Below are 16,309 nucleotides of genomic sequence, written 5' to 3' on the forward strand. Positions count from 1 at the left end.
GCGCGAACGCAGCCCCCGCCAACGCAGCCCCCGCCAACGCAGCCCCCGCCAACGCAGCCCCCGCCCTCTCCGGGGGACGGCCCTGGTCCAGTCTATCCGCCCCCACTGACAACACCGCCCACTTCAGCCGGGTTGTCCACAGCCAGTGCGACTTGGGGAAAGTCCCGCGCCCGTCGCAACGGTCCCAGCAGCAGCACCACAAGCGACGCCAGCTGGACTCCCACCATCGCGAACATCGCCACCCGCACCCCCGCGGTCTGTCCGAGCGCCCCGCCCAGCAAGGCGCCCAGCGGGATGGTGCCGTAGTTGACCATCGACGAGCTCGCGCTGATCCGGCCGTAAAGATGGCGCGGGCAATACCGCTGCCGGAACGTCGCGCCCAGCACGTTCGATCCGACCACGCCCGCCGCGATTCCTGCTCCGGCGAGGACGAACAGCGTCAGACCCCACCCTGGCCGAGCCAGCGGGCCGAGCAGCATCGCCGGTACTACCAGCGCCTCGCACCACAGGAATCCCCAAGCGGTGCCGGTTCGTCGGGCGACCCGGCTCACCAACGTCGCGCCGAGCACTCCGCCGACTTCGCCAAGGGCGAGCACGAATCCGACGGCACCCGGGCCCTGGCCAAGCACGTCCACGAGAAAAACCACTGCCACGGCGTAAAAACCGTTCAGGGCCAGGTTCGCGACCCCGCCGGAGAGGACCAGCACTCGCAGGTACGAATCCCGGGCCACGATTCGCAGTCCTTCGGCGATTTCGACGCCTAAACGCGTACGCGGGCGCGGAGGCGGTTCGTCCGCACGCAGGAAACCCAGGCACAGTGCGGAAAACCCGAAGCTCAACGCATCCACCAGCACACCGCTGACCGGCCCGAACGCCGAAGCCAGCAGTCCAGCCAACCCAGGACCGCCGACCTGCGCCGCGGATTCCGCGCCTTGGAGCCGGACGTTGGCACCCAGCAGATCGGCATCGTCCACAACGGAAGGAAGGAAAGCCCGATAGGCAAGAGAAAAGAACACCTTCGCGAAGCCACCGACCAAAGCGGCAGCCAGCAGCAGCCCGACAGAGAGAAATCCAGCGGCCCACGAAATAGGCACAACAAGGAAAGCCGCCATCTGGATGGCGTCGCAGACCAGCATCACCCGGCGCTTAGGCCAGCGGTCAACCCAAGCCCCGGCGGGCAAACCCACCGCAAGCCAGGGAATCCACGCAGCAGCGGTCAGCGAAGCGACCTCGAACGTCGAGGCGTGCAGCACCAGCAACGCCACCAACGGAACCGACGCACTAGCCACCGCACTACCGACTGTGCTGACTGTCTGTCCAGTCCACAAGAGACGGAACGCGGCGCCCTTCACGGCTCGGCTCTGAAACCACGCCCAAACACGAACACCGACTGCCGTTCCGCCGAAGGATCAGAAGCCGCCTTAGCGCCGAATTCCGCGAACAGCGCGGCCATCCGCTCATTCAGCTCCGCCAATTCCGCAGGCGTCAACCGCATCCACGCATCAGACGAGAACCACGCGTCACGCCATTCCGCGGGAGCGGTCTCCAATTCCGAAAGCCACCCCCGGGACAACGTCATCTGCCGATCGAGGCTCACCGTCTCCGCGACCTCCGCCACCGGATCCCCGGCGAAATCCGCGGTGGCCCAGGACAACGCATCAGAAGGACGCCGCCACCATCTCTCCCGCCGGTCCCGCGCCAGTTCCGGCGCTTCGACCACCAGACCGGCCCCGGAAAGCACCTTCAGATGGTGGCTCACATTGCCCACCGCCTGCCCGGTTTTCTCCGCGAGCACCGACGCGGTGGCCGGGCCGTCGAGTTTCAGCATGTCCAGCAGACGGCGGCGCAGCGGATGCGACATCGCGGCCAGCACCTGGGAATCGCGGACCTCCATGATGCACAAGAGTAGTTGTACAACAGCTCTTGTGCAATAGCCCGAAGGTATCCTCGCGAGCATGGGCATCATCCTGTGGATCGTCTTCGGCGCGCTGGTCGGCTGGATCGCGAACCTCGTGGTCGGCGGCCGGGAACGGCAGCGGCAGGGCTGTCTCGTCAGCGTGCTGGTCGGCGTGGTCGGGGCGGCCCTCGGCGGCTTCGTCTACCGGCTCGCGACCGGTGAGCAGCAACACTTCGAGTTCGATTTCCCGAGCTTCGGCGTCGCCATCCTGGGCGCGATCGTGCTGCTGCTCGTGTTGCGGCTGGTCAGCGCCGCGACCGCGGGCCGGCGCGATCGTGACCGTTGGTAACGGTTTCCCGACGATCTGTCAGAACACCTTGGTCGCGGACTAAACTGACCCGTTCCGCGCCCGGGTGCGTGCTTCGTCGGGGGACGCATGCACCCGGGCCGCGTCGCGCACGAGCCGGGCGGCGTGCACAGGGTCGACGAGCTGGGGAACGGGCGCCGAAAGCACATCCCGGCGCCAGGCGCGCAGCAACTGCGCGAGCAGATCGGGTACCGCCATCGTCTCCCTCGCCAGGTCGGCCCGGGCACCGGTCCCGAGCGGCGTCAACTACCCGGTGTTATCGGATTGTTCGACGCGTCGTTACCGGTTTGTGGTCGCGCCCACCCGCGCCGGGGCAACCCTTACGACCAGGGGCCGCCGGGTCCGCCGCAGGCGGGCGGTAGCGTGGGGAAGCCCAAATCGGACCCTTACACCGACCGAGACGAACAGCGGGGAACTCGACCCATGAGCGGCCAGCCCACCGGTAACCCCCTCGCGCACGCTGTCCAGCTGGCCCGCGAGACGTTCCCGCCGATGCACCCGGCAGGACGGCCGTTCCTCCTCGGCGGTCTGGCCGCGACGATCGTGGCGCGCCGGTTCTCCAAGCGCCTCGGCGTGGTCGGCGCGCTCGCGACCGCGGGCATGACGGCGTTCTTCCGCGAGCCGAAGCGCGTGCCCCCGCTGCGGGACAACGTCGCGATCTCGGCCGCCGACGGCACCGTCTCGCTCATCGAAGAAGCGGTTCCGCCCGCCGAGCTCGGCCTGCCCGCCGAGCCGCGGATGCGGGTGAGCGTGTTCCTCTCCGTCTACGACGTGCACGTCCAGCGCACGCCGGCGGCGGGCGTGATCTCGAAGGTCGCGTACAAGCCGGGCAAATTCCTTTCCGCGGACCTCGACAAGGCGAGCGAGGTCAACGAGCGCAATTCGCTGGTGCTGCACACCGTCGACGGCCACGAGCTCGTCGTCGTGCAGATCGCCGGTCTGGTCGCGCGCCGCATCCGGTGCGACGTCCGCGAGGGCGACAAGGTGGCCGCGGGCGAGACCTACGGCATCATCCGCTTCGGCTCGCGCGTCGACACCTACCTGCCGCCGGGCAGCCGGGTCGTGGTGGCCAAGGGCCAGCGCACCGTCGGCGGCGAAACCGTGCTCGCCGAACTTCCTGCGCTGGGAGAAAGCTGACCATGGTCCGCGTGACCACCCCGGGCGTCCGGCTGCTGCCGAACGCGATCACCGTGCTCGCGCTCTGCGCCGGTCTCTCCTCGGTGCAGTTCGCCCTCACCGGCAACTACGCGATGGCGATCGGCTCGATCGGCATCGCCGCCGTCCTCGACAGCCTCGACGGCCGGATCGCCCGCCTGCTCGACGCGACGTCCAAGATGGGCGCCGAACTCGACTCGCTGTCGGACGGCATTTCGTTCGGCGTCGCGCCCGCGCTGGTGCTCTACATCTGGCAGGCGCACGGCGACCGCATCGGCTGGGTCGCGTCGCTGATCTTCGCGGTCTGCATGATCCTGCGGCTCGCCCGCTTCAACACGCTGCTCGACGACACCGACCAACCGCCGTACGCCGCCGAGTTCTTCGTCGGCGTGCCCGCGCCGGCCGGCGGGCTGGTCGCGATGCTGCCGCTGATCGCCACGCTGCAGTGGGGCGAGGGCTGGTGGTCCGAGCAGTACGTGGTGCTGGTGTGGACCATCGCGGTCGCCGCGCTGCTGATCAGCCGCATCCCGACGCTGTCGCTCAAGACCGTGAAGGCCCCGGCGAAGGCGATCGCGCCACTGCTGGTGGGCGTCGGCCTGCTGGCCGCCGCGATCATCGTGTTCCCGCTGGTCGCGCTGGCGATCGCGCTGGTGCTGTACCTGCTGCACATCCCGTATTCGGTCTACCGGCACCGCTGGCTCGCCGCGCACCCGGAGGCCTGGGAGGTGCCGCCGCGGGAGCGTCGCGCGATCCGCCGGGCCCGCAGCCACCGACGGCTGCGGTTGCGTCCGGCCTCAGGCCGCGTCGCCGGTGCGGCGATGCGCGCCGTGCGGCGGACGAACTCGGACCTGGTGCGGAGCCGGAATCTTCGGGAGCGGGACCACAGTTCGGCCACCTCCGGGCCGACTCAGCGGCGTCGCAGCTGGCGTCGGATCGGCATTCGGCGCCGGTAGTTTCAGGCCTTTCCCAGCGCGGACACCAGCAGGTCCAGCTGCGCCTCGAAGTCCTGTCGGCAATCAGCGTCGGTCAGCACCGGCAACAGGCGGTGCAGGTTCGGCGTTTCGCTGGGCGTCGCCATGCGGCGGAACCAGTCGTCGACCGGCTCGGCGCGATCTAGCGGTGCCCCGGCCAGGCCGGTTTCCTCGGTGAGCGCGGCCCCGAACGTGAGACCGGTCAGGGAGCGGTACGCGCGCACGGCCTCGGTGTCGTCCAGTCCGGCGTCCAGCAGGGCGCCGAGCATGCTGTCGATCACCTTCAACGCCCCCGGCGAACGCGGGTTGGCCTCCTCCGCGACCAGGGTCCGCAGCACCGCCGGATGCTGCCGGAACTGCGCGTAAAGCCCCTCGGCCAGGCCGCGGATCCGGACGTCCCACGGCGCGTCCGGATCGGGCACGGGGACCGCCTCGAACATCCGGGCCACGAGGCCGTCCAGCAGGTCGCCCTTGTTCCGCACGTGGTTGTAGAGCGACATCGCTTCGACGCCCAGCTCCGCGGCGAGCTTGCGCATCGACAACGCCGCCATGCCGTGCTGGTCGACGAAAGCGAGGGCCGCGTCGAGCACCTTCTCGCGCGTCAGGGTTTCCCGGGCCATCCCGCGAGCTTACGGCGTAAGTCCTCGACAGCCTCGTACTTACACCGTACGCTTACGCTGTAAGTACGCGCCTGGGAGGTCCACAGTGGATGCCGTCACCCTGCTCACCACAACCCGCTCCGTCCGGCGAAAGCTCGACCTTGCGCGGCCGGTTCCGCGGGCCGTGCTCGAGGACTGCCTGCGGATCGCGCAGCAGGCCCCGGCCGCCGGTTCCCTGCTCGCCGCCCAACGCTGGGTGGTCGTGCTCGATCCCGCGATGCGCAAGGAAATCGCGGCCGTCACCCGGGAAGCCGCGGAGGAATCGTGGCGGAAGTACGCGCACCTCGTCGACAAGCGGATGCTGGACTCGGCTCGCCACCTCGTCGAGCACCTCGACCAGGTACCCGCGCTAGTGCTGCCGTGCATGCCCGGCCCGGTGCCGACGGGCACCGCCGAGCTCTCCGCGTACTACGGCTCGATCTACCCTGCGATTTGGAGCTTCCAGCTCGCCCTGCGCACGCACGGGCTGGCCAGTTCGCTGTGCAGCTACCACCTCGGCGGCGGGGAGACGGACGTCGCGCGGATTCTGGGGATTCCGGAGGAGGTCGCGCAGATCGGCCTGCTCGCGGTGGCATATTCGACCCAGCAGGAGTTCTCCCCCGCCGCCCGACCGCCGGTCGGTGACATCCTGTCCTTCGACGGCTGGGCGAAGCGGTAGCTCGGACGTCGAAGGACAGCCGACGAGTTCGAGGGGCGGATATGGCTGAGAGCGCACGGCCCGGCTGGGTCGACGACGAACTGTTCCCGTTTGAAAGCCGCTTCGTCGACATAGACGGGCACACCGTGCACTACGTCGACGAGGGATCCGGCCCTACGCTGCTGCTCCTGCACGGCAATCCGACCTGGTCGTTCCTCTGGCGCGACGTGATCCGCGCCCTGCGCGACGACTTCCGGTGCGTCGCCCTCGACTACCCGGGCTTCGGGCTGTCGACGCCGAAACCCGGCTATCGCTGCCTGCCCGAGGAGCACGCCGACGTGGTCGCCGGGTTCGTCGACGCGCTCGGCCTCGGCGGGGTCACGCTGGTCGGACAGGACTGGGGCGGTCCGATCGGCTTGGCCGCCGCACAGCGCCTGCCCGGAGTCTTCGAACGGCTGGTCCTCGTCAACGCCTGGGCCTGGCCGGTCAACGGCGACCCGTACTTCGAGGCTTTCGGCCGTATCGCCGGCGGACCTCCGATGCGCTTCCTGGCGCGCAGGCTCAACCTCGTCGTCAAGGCGTTTCTCCCGATGGGGCACCGAAAACGGAAGCTGACCGAGGCCGAGATGACCCACTACCGCCGTGCGATGGACACGCCCGAGCGACGCCAGGCCTCCGGCGTGCTCCCCGGCCGGATGCTCGCCAGCCGGACCTTCTTCGCCGAGATCGAGGCCGGCCTTCCCGACCTGCCGACGCTGATCGTGTGGGGCAACGCTCAAATCGGTTTCCGGCCCCGCGAACGCGAGCGGCTGGAAGCGTCCTTCCCGAACCATCAGACCGTAAGCCTTGACGGCGTAGGGCTTTACGTGGAGTCCGACGCGCCCGAGGAGTTCGTCGCCGCGATCCGCGACTGGTCAGCGATGCCGTAAGCGGCCTTTCGTTCGCGCACAACCGCCCGCCGGTTCATTAGGGTGAGCAGCGTGAGCGATCCGCAGATCACCCTGACCGTCCGGCACACGCCGTCCGCGCTCGACGCGCGGCGGGGAGTTGTCCGGCTGCACCCCGAAGTGCTCGACGCGCTCGGCCTGCGGGCCTGGGACGCCGTGTACCTCACCGGCGCGCGGCGCAGCGCCGCCTTGGCCGCGCCCGCCGCCGAGGAAGCGATGCCGGGTGTCGTGCTGACCGATGACGTCACCATGTCGAACCTCGGCGTCGCCGAGGGCGGCGAGGTCGTGGTCTCGCCGGCAGAGGTCACCGCTGCCCGCACGGTCACCGTGTCCGGGTCGCGGCTGGCGTCCGTTTCGGTGTCGCCGCAGACGTTGCGGCTCGCGCTCACGGGCAAGGTCCTCACTCGTGGCGACGCAGTTTCCTTGCTGCCGCAAGACCTCGCGCCCGCGCCGGGATCGGACGTCGCCGCCGTGCGCGGGCAGTTGTCCCGCGTGATCGGGGCGACCTGGACCAACGAACTGCTGACCGTTACCGCTACCGAACCGGCTGGCGTTGTCGTGGTTGGACCGTCCACTGTGGTCAGCTGGCGAGACGGTGCCCGCACCGGCGCGCCGACTAGCGAACCGCCGATGCGCACCGCGACCGCGCTCGTCCGCACCACCGCTGTCACCGCCGCCGAGGACTACCTCGACGCGGAGATCGTCGAAGAAGTCGTCACCGAGGCTCGCGAGGAAGAGCTGGACGAGCCGGTGCCGGTCGCCGATCTGGTCGGAGCCGAAGGCGCGGCGCGCAAGCTGGCCGAGTGGTTCGACCTGGCGTTCCACCGGCCGGAATTGCTGGCGAAGCTGGGCACTTCGGCGCATCTGGGTGTGCTGCTGTCCGGACCGGAAGGCGTCGGCAAGGCCACGTTGGTGCGGTCGGTCGCCGCCGCGGAGAAGGTGCGCGTGGTGTCGGTGACCGCGCCGAATATCGCGGTGCTGGAACCCAATGCGGCGCACCGTTCGCTGCGCGAGGCCATCGACCGGGCGACGAACGGCGACGGTCCCGGCGTGCTGTTGATCAACGACATCGACGCGCTGCTCCCGGCCACGCAGCCGCCTCCGGTGGCCACCGTGGTGCTGGAAGAACTTCGCTCCGCGCTGCGCCAGGACGGGCTGGCGGTGGTGGCGACGACCGCGCGAGCCGAGTCGGTGGATCCGCGGCTGCGCGGTGCCGACCTGCTCGACCGCGAGCTGGGGCTGCCGCTGCCGGAAGCGAAAACGCGCGTCGAACTGCTGCGGATCCTGCTGCGCGACGTGCCGGTCGAATCCGGGGCCGACCTGGGCGTCCTCGCCGAACGAACCCCCGGCTTCGTCGCCGCCGACCTGCTCGCCCTGCGCCGGGACGCGGCGTTGCGGGCCGCGCTGCGCCAGCGGGACGTCGAGGAACCCAAGATCTCCCAGCAGGATCTGCTCGACGCGCTGGCCACCGTCCGGCCGATCTCGCTGTCCACTTCGGACAATCTGGCCACCGGCGGCCTGACCCTGGACGACGTCGGCAACATGACGTCGGTCAAGGAAGCGCTCACCGAGACGGTGCTGTGGCCGCTGCGCTACCCGGATTCGTTCGCCCGGCTCGGCATCGAACCGCCGCGCGGCGTGCTGCTGTACGGCCCGCCCGGCGGCGGCAAGACGTTCCTGGTCCGGGCACTCGCGGGCACCGGCGCGCTGAACGTGTTCGCGATCAAGGGCGCGGAGCTGCTGGACAAATGGGTCGGCGAATCGGAACGCGCGGTCCGCGACCTATTCCGCCGGGCCGCCGACGCCGCCCCGTCGCTGATCTTCCTCGACGAGATCGACGCGCTCGCCCCGCGCCGCGGCCAGTCGTCCGACTCCGGCGTGGCCGACCGCGTGGTCGCCGCGCTGCTCACTGAACTGGACGGCGTGGAGCCGATGCGCGAGGTCGTCGTGCTGGGCGCGACGAACCGGCCCGAACTGGTCGACCCGGCTTTGCTGCGCCCCGGACGCTTGGAGCGGCGGATTTACGTGCCGCCGCCGGACACCGAATCCCGCGCCGCGATCCTCGCCGCGACGGCCAAGCACACCCCGCTGGCGTCCGATGTGGACCTCGCGGCCACCGCGGAAGCGCTCGAGGGCTACTCAGCCGCCGACTGCGCCGCGCTGATCCGGGAGGCGGCGCTGACGGCGATGCGCGAGTCGCTGGAGGCGCGCGAGGTGACCGCGGCGCATCTGGACAAGGCTCGGGAGGCGGTGCGACCTTCGCTGGACGCGGCGCAGTTGGCGACTTTGGAGGCTTACGCGCAGGCGCAGCAGGAGCGTTGAGCTGCTCGTGAGTGTTGGCGCCGGTTCGCTCGCTCGGCACCGACCGAAGCGGCGCGGCGCGCGAGGTCGAGGTCCGTGAGAGCCACCCTGAGGGACTCTGATTCCCTCAGGGTTCCCCTCACGGACCTCCGCAGGAGCCACGCGGCTCGCCGCTCCGAACGCGGACCAGCCCAACGCCCGGAGCGCGGCCCCTGAGACATGACAAAGCCCGCGCCGTAGCGCGGGCCGTCACCAGTATCGGGAAAGGTCAGCTGCCTTTGCGCCCGCCGGGCTGGTAGTCCTTCGTGATGATCACGATCACGCCGGGGCTCGAGTTCTGGATGCCGTCGAACCGGGGCTGGGCCTGGAAGCCGAACTCCTTGGCCAGCTGCTTCGCGGCGGCTTCCTCGTCGGTGCCCGGCCGGAAGTAGGCCGTGGTCGCCGGGATGTTGCCCTGCGCGTAGTTGCCGACCTCGGCGACGTTCCAGCCCGAATTGCGGAAGTCGGCGGCGGCCTGTTCGGCGAGGTGCTTGACCAGCGAGTTGTTGTAGACGCGCAGGGTGACCCACTTGTTCGACGCCTGCTGGTCCGGGCCCGCCTGGCCCGGCTGTCCTGGCTGCTGGCCCGGCTGGCCGCCGGGCTGTCCGGGCTGGCCCGACGCCGGAGCCGACGACGCGGCGGACGACGAGGCCGGGGCCGACGAGGAGGGCGACGACGGCGGCGCGGAACTGGGTGCGGCCGAGGACGACTGCTCCGGCGCGGACGACGATCCGCCGGGTGCGGTGGGTTCGCCGGACGTGCTCGGTCCGGCGTTCTGGTCGCCGCTCGTGTTGAGCACGGTGACGCCGCCGATGACGGCCGCGACCACCGCGATCCCGATCAGCGCGACTCCCGCGGCCTTCAACGGCCGGGACAGTCCCGAGAAGACGCTCATGACAGCTCGATCCCCAACCGCCGGGCCCCGCGTTTGCGCTGACGGGCGGCGCGCGTTTTGCGCAGCCGCTTGACCAGCATCGGATCGGCCGCGACGGCCTCCGGCTTGGCCAGCAGCGTGTTCAGCAACTGGTAGTAACGGGTGGAGGACAGTCCGAAGCGCTCCCGGATGGCGTTCTCCTTCGCCCCGGCGTGGCGCCACCACTGCCGCTCGAACGCGAGAATGTCCAGTTCGCGTTCGGTCAGGCCACCGACATTCTCCGGCGGCGACGGCTGGTTTCCAGCCATCGACTCCGCGGCGTCCATGCGGTCCTCGCAATCGGTGTCGGCAGTCCTTCCGCGGGCGTCATTGAACCACGGAACCCATGCTCGACATGGGCATCCGACACGGCGCGTCACGGTCCGATCCAGGTGTACCAGAAGGGTCCGACTAAACTCGGCGTCCGTGACCGTCCACCCCATCTGCATCGCCGGCGAACCTGTGCTGCACCAGCCCACGCGCGAGATCACCGAGTTCGACGACAAGCTGGCCACCCTCGTCGAGGACATGTTCGAGACCATGTACGCGGCCGAGGGCGTGGGCCTCGCGGCCAACCAGATCGGGCTCGACCTCCGGGTGTTCGTATACGACTGCCCGGACGACGAGGGCGTCGAGCACAAGGGCGTGGTGGTCAACCCGAAGCTCGAGACGTCGGAGATCCCGGAGACCATGCCGGACCCGGACGACGACTGGGAGGGCTGCCTCTCCGCCCCCGGCGAGTCGTACCCGACCGGACGCGCCACGTGGGCGAAGGTGACCGGCTTCGACGTCGAGGGAAATCCGATCGAGGTCGAGGGCACCGGTTACTTCGCGCGCTGCCTGCAGCATGAGACCGATCACCTCGACGGGTTTATCTATCTGGACCGTCTAGTCGGCCGCCACGCGCGCGCGGCGAAGAAGATGCTGAAGAAAAACAAGTGGGGTGTGCCCGGCCTGACCTGGCTGCCGCCGAAAGAACCCGCCGACGCCTGACCCGCTCCGCGTCTCCCGATTTTCCCGAAGGCCTCCCTGGATTTTCCCGGGGAGGCCTTCGTTGTCCTTCGGCCAGACGAGCGGCGGGGTTGTGTCCGACCGAGGCGCCATGGCATCGTCGCAAGAGCAACCTCAACCGAATGCAACGCGGGAGCTCGCGCCTTGGCGGGCTGAGAGGGTGGCTGGTGTCCATCTCGCGGACACCCGGCGTCACCGACCGCATGAACCTGACCGGGTAATGCCGGCGTAGGGAGTGAACGTCGTTGACGACGCTGGAAAACCAGGGTGCCATCGCCCCGTCCGTCACCACCGGGCCGATCACCGGCTCGCACAAGGTCTATCACCGCACCGAATCCGGACTGCGGGTTCCGGCGCGGCGGATCGACCTGTCGAACGGGGAGCACTTCGACGTGTACGACACGTCCGGGCCCTATACCGATCCGGACGCGAACATCGATGTCCACAATGGACTACACCCGCTGCGGTCCGGCTGGGCCGACGGGCGGGAGCACAACACCCAGCTCGGCTGGGCGAAAGCCGGGGTGATCACCCGGGAAATGGAGTTCATCGCCGCGCGCGAACGCTGTACTCCGGAGTTCGTGCGGGACGAGGTCGCCCGCGGGCGCGCGGTGATTCCGGCCAACCGCAAGCACCCGGAGACCGAGCCGATGATCATCGGCAAGAACTTCCTGGTGAAGATCAACGCCAACATGGGAAATTCGGCCGTCTGGTCCTCTGTGGAGGAAGAGGTCGACAAGATGGTGTGGGCCACCCGCTGGGGAGCCGACACGATCATGGACCTCTCCACCGGCAAGCGGATTCACGAGACCCGCGAGTGGATCGTGCGCAACTCGCCGGTCCCGGTCGGCACCGTGCCGATCTATCAGGCGCTGGAAAAGGTCAACGGGGAGCCGGAAAAGCTCACCTGGGAGATCTACCGCGACACCATCGTCGAGCAGTGCGAGCAGGGCGTCGACTACGTCACGGTGCACGCCGGCGTGCTGCTGCGCTACATCCCGCTGACCGCGCGCCGGGTCACCGGCATCGTCAGCCGCGGCGGGTCGATCATGGCCGCCTGGTGCCTCGCGCACCACCAGGAATCCTTCCTGTACACGCATTTCTCCGAGCTGTGCGAGATCCTGCGCGAGTACGACGTCACGTTCTCCCTCGGCGACGGCCTCCGTCCGGGCTCGATCGCGGACGCCAACGACCGCGCCCAGTTCGCCGAACTGGAGACCCTCGGCGAGCTGACGCACATCGCGCGCGAGCACGACGTGCAGGTGATGATCGAAGGCCCCGGCCACGTGCCGATGCACAAGATCAAGGAAAACGTCGAGCTGGAGGAAAAGCTCACCGGCGAGGCCCCGTTCTACACGCTCGGCCCGCTCGCCACGGACATCGCGCCGGCGTACGACCACATCACCTCGGCGATCGGTGCGGCGCAGATCGGCTGGTACGGCACGGCGATGCTGTGCTACGTCACGCCGAAGGAGCACCTCGGCCTGCCCAACCGCGACGACGTCAAGACCGGCGTGATCACCTACAAGATCGCCGCGCACGCCGCCGACCTCGCCAAGGGCCACCAGTACGCGCAGGACTGGGACGACGAATTGTCCAAGGCCCGCTTCGAATTCCGGTGGAACGACCAGTTCAACCTGTCGCTCGACCCGGACACCGCGCGGGCTTTCCACGACGAGACGCTGCCCGCCGAACCGGCCAAGACCGCGCACTTCTGCTCGATGTGCGGGCCGAAGTTCTGCTCGATGCGGATCACCCAGGACGTGCGCAAGTACGCCGAGGAGCACGGTCTGTCCTCTGTGGAGGCGATCGAGGCGGGCATGGCCGAGAAGTCCGCGGAGTTTTCCGAGCAGGGCAACAAGGTCTACCTGCCCGTGGTCAACCAGTGACAGTCACCCCACGCACCGCCCTCACCATCGCCGGATCCGATTCCGGCGGTGGTGCGGGCGTGCAGGCGGACCTGCGCACGTTCTTCGCCAACGGCGTGCACGGGCTGGTCGCGCTCACCGCGGTCACCGTGCAGAATTCGCTTGGCGTGCAAGGGTTCTCCGAGATCCCCGTCGACGTCGTCACCGCGCAGATCAAAGCGGTCGCCGAGGACATGGGCGTCAACGCGGCGAAGACCGGCATGCTCGCCACCGCGGAAATCATTCAGGCGGTGGCGAAAACGCTCGACGAAGTCCACATCGGACGCACCACGGGCACTCCGTTCGTAGTCGACCCGGTGGCCGCGTCGATGACCGGCCACGCTCTGCTGCGCGAAGAAGCACTGGAAGCGATCCGGACCGAATTGTTCCCGCGCGCCACGCTCATCACGCCGAACCTCGACGAGGTCCGGCTGCTGACCGGCGTCAGCGTTACCGACACAAAGAGCCAACACACAGCCGCGGAAGCGTTGCTGGAGTTCGGTTCCCAGTGGGTTCTGGTCAAGGGCGGGCACCTTTACGACGCCGCCGATTGCGTCGATCTGCTCACCGACGGCTCAGCGGTAATCGAGTTGAGCGGCCCGCGCATCGACACGGAAAACACCCACGGCGGCGGCGACACCATGGCGTCGGCGATCACCTCGTCGCTCGCGAAGGGCGCGGACGTGCCCACCGCGGTCGCGGAGGCGAAGCGGTTCATCGAACGCTGCGTCCTGGAGGCGTATCCGCTGGGTGCGGGAGTCGGCCCGGTTTCCCCGTTCTGGCGGCTCGCGAACCCGCAGTGAATGCGACACTGGCCGGATGAGCGAGACACCGGAAGCGTTGTGGGCGAGGCTGCCCCTTGAGGTGCAGCACGAGGTCGACGGCCTGGTCACCGAACATCGCACCGCTTCGGCGGTCAAAACGATCCGCAAATCGGGCGTCACGCCGCGGCCGGGGATCGCCGAAGCGCAAGCGGTGTACCAATACCGGATGTCCGTGCTGAAACCACCGCCTCGGTTCTAGCCGCGCGAATCCACCGTCGGCAGCACGGTCGTGAGGCCGGTCCAGTCGGACGTCACCACGGAGGCGTGCTGCTTGGCCAGCTCCGCCACGCGCTGAGTCGCCTGGTCGACGGTCGGGTTGTGGTCGTCGATCGCGGGCGCGACGTTCTGCCCGTCCGTCATGACCACGTAGTAGTGGTTTTCGTCGTACCAGGACATTCCGGCCTTCGCGAGCCATTCGCTGGCGTCCCCGTCGAAAACGACAAACCACGGTTTCTGCTCCGCGGAGTATTTGTCGCGCGGATCGCCGCCCGCGGCACCGTGCACGGTCGGGAAAATCTGCACCGAATTCAGCTTTCCGGCTGCCTTCTGGTCCAGCAGATAGCCGGCGTACTCGACGTCGGTGTGCAGCGTGTCGGTCGGGTTTCCCTCTTCGACCGTGCCCGGGATGATCTCGGTGAGCACCTTGCCCCGCAACGCGTCCAGCGTTGGCCAATTGTCCGCTTTGGACGCTTCGTCGAGCGTGGCGTGGGTGCCGAGGAGATCGGCTGGCTTGAACACGGCGTCGCCGAGGTGGTCGCGGAAGGCGGCATCGAGCTGGGCCGGGCCGAGGCCGGTATTCGCCGAGAAGCCGGTCTTCATTTCGATCTTCAGCGTGAGCGGCGGGCGACCGGGATGCGCGCCGAGCCAGATCCGGATGTCGTCCAGGCACGATTCGAGATCCTTGTTCGTCCCGCCGGAGTAAAGGTCCGCCGCCGAATGCGCGTCGACGCAATTGTTGCCGTTGCCCAGCGGATTGGAGTGGCTGACCTTCCACTCGTGGGTGAAGAAGTCTGGCCAGACGTCGAGTTCGAGCAGGGACGAGCCGTTGTCCAGCGCCTGCGCGAGGTACGGGTACGCGGCGGGATCGTAGGTGTTGTGCACGCCGACCGTGGTCACGTGGGAGAGCTTGGGGCTGTCCGCGCTGGCGACCCCCGGTACCGCCAGCGTGGACAGGAGCAGGAGACCGGCCGCGGCGAGCTTCACTGATGTCTCCTTCGTCACGGGGACCAGCACGAACACTTACTGTGCCATCGTGGTGGACTGTGAATGAAGCACAGTTGCCTCAATGGACCAGACCAGAAGTCGGAACGCGCACATGACTGAGAACCCGAGCCCGCCCTCCGCGCTCACCATCGCCGGATCCGATTCCGGCGGGGCCGCCGGGCTGCAGGCGGACCTGCGGACCTTCCTGACCTGCGGGGTGCACGGCCTGGTCGCGGTCACCGCGGTCACCGTCCAGAACACGCTCGGCGTGCACGACCGCGCCGACCTGCCGCCGCACATCGTGGCCGGGCAGATCGAGGCGGTCGCCGAGGACATGGGCGTCGGCGCGGCGAAGACCGGCATGCTCGCGTCCGCGGAGATCATCCACGCGGTCGCGGCGGCCTGCGACAAGGCCGGGATCGGCCGCGACGGCGCGATCCCGTTCGTGGTCGACCCGGTGGCCGCGGCGATGACCGGCCAATCGCTGTTCGACGACAACGGCCTCGCCGCGCTGCGCGACGAACTCCTGCCGCGCGCCACCGTGCTCACGCCGAACCTGGACGAGGTGCGGCTGCTCACCGGCATGACCGTGACCGACCGCGAAGGCATGCACACCGCGGCCGTCGTGCTGCACCAGCTCGGGCCGAAGTACGTGCTCGTGAAGAGCGGCCACCTGCAGTCCGACCCGGAGTGCGTCGACCTGCTCTTCGACGGCACGACGTTCGTGGAACTGCCCGGCCCGCGCTGGCAGACCCCGCACACGCACGGGGCTGGCGACACCATGGCGTCCGCGCTGACCGCTGGGCTGGCCAAGGGCATGCCGGTGATCGAAGCGGCGCGTTACGGCAAGTGGTTCGTGTCGCAGGCCGTCGAACACTCGTACCCGATGGGCGCCAAAGTCGGCCCCGTGTCGGCATTCTGGCGGCTGGCCCCTGAGGATCGCTAACCCTCGTCGGAAATCAAGGCCTCCAGTGCGGGCAGCGCGGCGATGATCGACTCGCGGGCCTCGGGTGTGAGCCGGTCGAGGCGGCGGTTGAGCTCCTGCACACGGGTGGACCGCACGCCGGAGACGAGGCGTTCGCCTTCCTCGGTGGCGCGGGCCAGCCAGGCGCGGCGGTCGACCGGGTCGGACTCGCGCGTGACGTAACCGGCTTCCACCAGCGTGGCCACGATCCGCGACATCGTGGCCGCCGCGACGCCTTCCTTCGCGGCGAGGTCGCCGAGGCGCAGCTCGCCGAAGTGCACGAGCGTGGCCAGCGCCGAGATCGACCCGTGTCCGGGCCCGGGCGCGCCGGCCTGGCGCAGCGAGCGGGAAAGCCGTCCCACCGCTAGATACAACCGGCCCGTTACGTCCTGGACCGAGGAAAGAGTCACGATCGGCTCCTTCTGACGCTGGTGCCCGCCGCTGGGTGCGCCGGAAAGGGTGCCGTCAACCATACGGCGTACCCGTGCACAATCCGCGTCAAGCGCGGGCGAAA

19 protein-coding genes and 1 riboswitch are annotated in these 16,309 nt (G+C 69.0%); of the genes, 11 read left to right on the top strand and 8 right to left on the bottom strand.

All coding sequences use genetic code 11. The features are described from left to right. Nucleotides 1–92 precede the first annotated feature (92 nt). Together ACFXI3_RS11650 and ACFXI3_RS11655 are read right to left on the bottom strand one after the other, a co-directional pair. Nucleotides 93–1,352 carry an MFS transporter gene (locus tag ACFXI3_RS11650; protein ID WP_378399483.1) on the bottom strand — a complete coding sequence of 420 codons (1,260 nt, stop codon included), beginning with the start codon at nt 1,350–1,352 and terminating at the stop codon, nt 93–95. Then, a complete protein-coding gene (locus ACFXI3_RS11655; RefSeq protein WP_378399484.1) occupies nt 1,349–1,894 on the bottom strand; it encodes an ArsR/SmtB family transcription factor in 546 nt (181 codons plus the stop codon). Before ACFXI3_RS11655 ends, ACFXI3_RS11650 begins: the two co-directional genes overlap by 4 nt. A 61-nt stretch (nt 1,895–1,955) precedes the next feature. Here ACFXI3_RS11655 and ACFXI3_RS11660 point away from each other — a divergent pair, with 61 nt between their 5' ends. Further along, nucleotides 1,956–2,246 carry a GlsB/YeaQ/YmgE family stress response membrane protein gene (locus tag ACFXI3_RS11660; RefSeq protein ID WP_344264978.1) on the top strand — a complete coding sequence of 97 codons (291 nt, stop codon included), beginning with the start codon at nt 1,956–1,958 and terminating at the stop codon, nt 2,244–2,246. Between the two features lie 39 nt (nt 2,247–2,285). On the opposite strand, the gene ACFXI3_RS11665 is transcribed toward ACFXI3_RS11660, so the two are convergent. Beyond that, nucleotides 2,286–2,462, bottom strand: a complete 177-nt coding sequence (locus ACFXI3_RS11665; protein WP_344264981.1) for a hypothetical protein — start codon at nt 2,460–2,462, stop codon at nt 2,286–2,288. A 225-nt stretch (nt 2,463–2,687) separates the two neighbouring features. Here ACFXI3_RS11665 and ACFXI3_RS11670 point away from each other — a divergent pair, with 225 nt between their 5' ends. Then, nucleotides 2,688–3,401, top strand: a complete 714-nt coding sequence (locus tag ACFXI3_RS11670) for a phosphatidylserine decarboxylase (protein WP_354739999.1) — start codon at nt 2,688–2,690, stop codon at nt 3,399–3,401. 2 nt (nt 3,402–3,403) lie between these two features. Further along, nucleotides 3,404–4,372 (top strand): CDP-diacylglycerol--serine O-phosphatidyltransferase, encoded by a 969-nt coding sequence (gene pssA, locus ACFXI3_RS11675; protein WP_344264987.1) that lies wholly within the window; start codon nt 3,404–3,406, stop codon nt 4,370–4,372. A 2-nt stretch (nt 4,373–4,374) separates the two neighbouring features. Here pssA and ACFXI3_RS11680 read toward each other — a convergent pair whose 3' ends face one another. Next, nucleotides 4,375–5,010: a TetR/AcrR family transcriptional regulator C-terminal domain-containing protein gene (locus ACFXI3_RS11680; RefSeq protein WP_344264990.1), complete on the bottom strand. Its 636-nt coding sequence runs from the start codon at nt 5,008–5,010 to the stop codon at nt 4,375–4,377. Nucleotides 5,011–5,095: 85 nt separating this feature from the next. Between ACFXI3_RS11680 and ACFXI3_RS11685 the strand changes: the two genes are divergently transcribed. The 3 genes from ACFXI3_RS11685 to ACFXI3_RS11695 are packed head-to-tail and all read left to right on the top strand — an operon-like array spanning nt 5,096 to nt 8,955. Then, the gene (locus ACFXI3_RS11685; protein WP_378399485.1) at nt 5,096–5,707 is read left to right on the top strand and encodes a nitroreductase family protein; all 612 of its coding nucleotides are present in this window, start codon (nt 5,096–5,098) and stop codon (nt 5,705–5,707) included. 41 nt (nt 5,708–5,748) lie between these two features. Next, complete coding sequence (locus ACFXI3_RS11690; protein WP_378399486.1) at nt 5,749–6,615, top strand: alpha/beta fold hydrolase; 867 nt, start codon at nt 5,749–5,751, stop codon at nt 6,613–6,615. Nucleotides 6,616–6,666: 51 nt separating this feature from the next. Then, nucleotides 6,667–8,955, top strand: a complete 2,289-nt coding sequence (locus ACFXI3_RS11695) for an AAA family ATPase (RefSeq protein ID WP_378399487.1) — start codon at nt 6,667–6,669, stop codon at nt 8,953–8,955. Between the two features lie 247 nt (nt 8,956–9,202). Here ACFXI3_RS11695 and ACFXI3_RS11700 read toward each other — a convergent pair whose 3' ends face one another. Both ACFXI3_RS11700 and ACFXI3_RS11705 read right to left on the bottom strand, forming a co-directional pair. Next, on the bottom strand, nt 9,203–9,868 hold the full coding sequence (locus tag ACFXI3_RS11700; protein ID WP_378399488.1) for a LytR C-terminal domain-containing protein: 666 nt from the start codon (nt 9,866–9,868) through the stop codon (nt 9,203–9,205). After that, entirely contained in the window at nt 9,865–10,173 is a 309-nt protein-coding gene (locus ACFXI3_RS11705) for a DUF3263 domain-containing protein (RefSeq protein ID WP_009084016.1), read from the bottom strand. The genes ACFXI3_RS11700 and ACFXI3_RS11705 overlap by 4 nt, the downstream gene beginning before the upstream one ends. Nucleotides 10,174–10,312: 139 nt before the next feature. Here ACFXI3_RS11705 and ACFXI3_RS11710 point away from each other — a divergent pair, with 139 nt between their 5' ends. The 4 genes from ACFXI3_RS11710 to ACFXI3_RS11725 all read left to right on the top strand — a co-directional run bounded on the left by ACFXI3_RS11710 (nt 10,313) and on the right by ACFXI3_RS11725 (nt 13,827). Next, nucleotides 10,313–10,879, top strand: coding sequence for a peptide deformylase (locus ACFXI3_RS11710; protein ID WP_182896458.1), 567 nt, complete (start codon nt 10,313–10,315; stop codon nt 10,877–10,879). Nucleotides 10,880–11,016: 137 nt separating this feature from the next. After that, a riboswitch (TPP riboswitch) is annotated at nt 11,017–11,149 on the top strand. Then, nucleotides 11,143–12,786: a phosphomethylpyrimidine synthase ThiC gene (thiC, locus tag ACFXI3_RS11715; protein WP_344265009.1), complete on the top strand. Its 1,644-nt coding sequence runs from the start codon at nt 11,143–11,145 to the stop codon at nt 12,784–12,786. It overlaps the preceding riboswitch by 7 nt. Further along, entirely contained in the window at nt 12,783–13,607 is an 825-nt protein-coding gene (gene thiD, locus ACFXI3_RS11720; RefSeq protein ID WP_378399489.1) for a bifunctional hydroxymethylpyrimidine kinase/phosphomethylpyrimidine kinase, read from the top strand. The genes thiC and thiD (ACFXI3_RS11720) overlap by 4 nt, the downstream gene beginning before the upstream one ends. 16 nt (nt 13,608–13,623) lie before the next feature. Beyond that, complete coding sequence (locus ACFXI3_RS11725) at nt 13,624–13,827, top strand: hypothetical protein (protein ID WP_116200384.1); 204 nt, start codon at nt 13,624–13,626, stop codon at nt 13,825–13,827. Here ACFXI3_RS11725 and ACFXI3_RS11730 read toward each other — a convergent pair. Further along, a complete protein-coding gene (locus ACFXI3_RS11730; protein ID WP_377926692.1) occupies nt 13,824–14,831 on the bottom strand; it encodes a phosphatidylinositol-specific phospholipase C domain-containing protein in 1,008 nt (335 codons plus the stop codon). The two genes, ACFXI3_RS11725 and ACFXI3_RS11730, sit on opposite strands and share 4 nt — an antisense overlap. Before the next feature lie 112 nt (nt 14,832–14,943). Between ACFXI3_RS11730 and thiD (ACFXI3_RS11735) the strand changes: the two genes are divergently transcribed. Further along, a complete protein-coding gene (gene thiD / locus ACFXI3_RS11735) occupies nt 14,944–15,777 on the top strand; it encodes a bifunctional hydroxymethylpyrimidine kinase/phosphomethylpyrimidine kinase (RefSeq protein WP_378399490.1) in 834 nt (277 codons plus the stop codon). Here the strand turns inward: thiD (ACFXI3_RS11735) and ACFXI3_RS11740 are convergent. Next, nucleotides 15,774–16,205 (bottom strand): MarR family winged helix-turn-helix transcriptional regulator, encoded by a 432-nt coding sequence (locus ACFXI3_RS11740; RefSeq protein ID WP_037718524.1) that lies wholly within the window; start codon nt 16,203–16,205, stop codon nt 15,774–15,776. The genes thiD (ACFXI3_RS11735) and ACFXI3_RS11740 overlap by 4 nt on opposite strands. Between the last annotated feature and the right edge of the window lie 104 nt (nt 16,206–16,309).

The organism is Amycolatopsis sp. NPDC059235 (assembly GCF_042754125.1).
Taxonomy (GTDB): Bacteria; Actinomycetota; Actinomycetes; order Mycobacteriales; family Pseudonocardiaceae; genus Amycolatopsis; species Amycolatopsis albidoflava.

Bases quoted from the DNA above. Each gene is read 5' to 3' on its own strand.
- ACFXI3_RS11705 (WP_009084016.1), bottom strand. From the start codon at position 10,173: ATGGACGCCGCGGAGTCGATGGCTGGAAACCAGCCGTCGCCGCCGGAG.
- ACFXI3_RS11665 (WP_344264981.1), bottom strand. From the start codon at position 2,462: ATGGCGGTACCCGATCTGCTCGCGCAGTTGCTGCGCGCCTGGCGCCGG.
- ACFXI3_RS11680 (WP_344264990.1), bottom strand. From the start codon at position 5,010: ATGGCCCGGGAAACCCTGACGCGCGAGAAGGTGCTCGACGCGGCCCTC.
- ACFXI3_RS11700 (WP_378399488.1), bottom strand. From the start codon at position 9,868: ATGAGCGTCTTCTCGGGACTGTCCCGGCCGTTGAAGGCCGCGGGAGTC.
- ACFXI3_RS11670 (WP_354739999.1), top strand. From the start codon at position 2,688: ATGAGCGGCCAGCCCACCGGTAACCCCCTCGCGCACGCTGTCCAGCTG.
- ACFXI3_RS11655 (WP_378399484.1), bottom strand. From the start codon at position 1,894: ATGGAGGTCCGCGATTCCCAGGTGCTGGCCGCGATGTCGCATCCGCTG.
- pssA (WP_344264987.1), top strand. From the start codon at position 3,404: ATGGTCCGCGTGACCACCCCGGGCGTCCGGCTGCTGCCGAACGCGATC.
- ACFXI3_RS11690 (WP_378399486.1), top strand. From the start codon at position 5,749: ATGGCTGAGAGCGCACGGCCCGGCTGGGTCGACGACGAACTGTTCCCG.
- ACFXI3_RS11725 (WP_116200384.1), top strand. From the start codon at position 13,624: ATGAGCGAGACACCGGAAGCGTTGTGGGCGAGGCTGCCCCTTGAGGTG.
- ACFXI3_RS11660 (WP_344264978.1), top strand. From the start codon at position 1,956: ATGGGCATCATCCTGTGGATCGTCTTCGGCGCGCTGGTCGGCTGGATC.
- thiD (WP_378399490.1), top strand. From the start codon at position 14,944: ATGACTGAGAACCCGAGCCCGCCCTCCGCGCTCACCATCGCCGGATCC.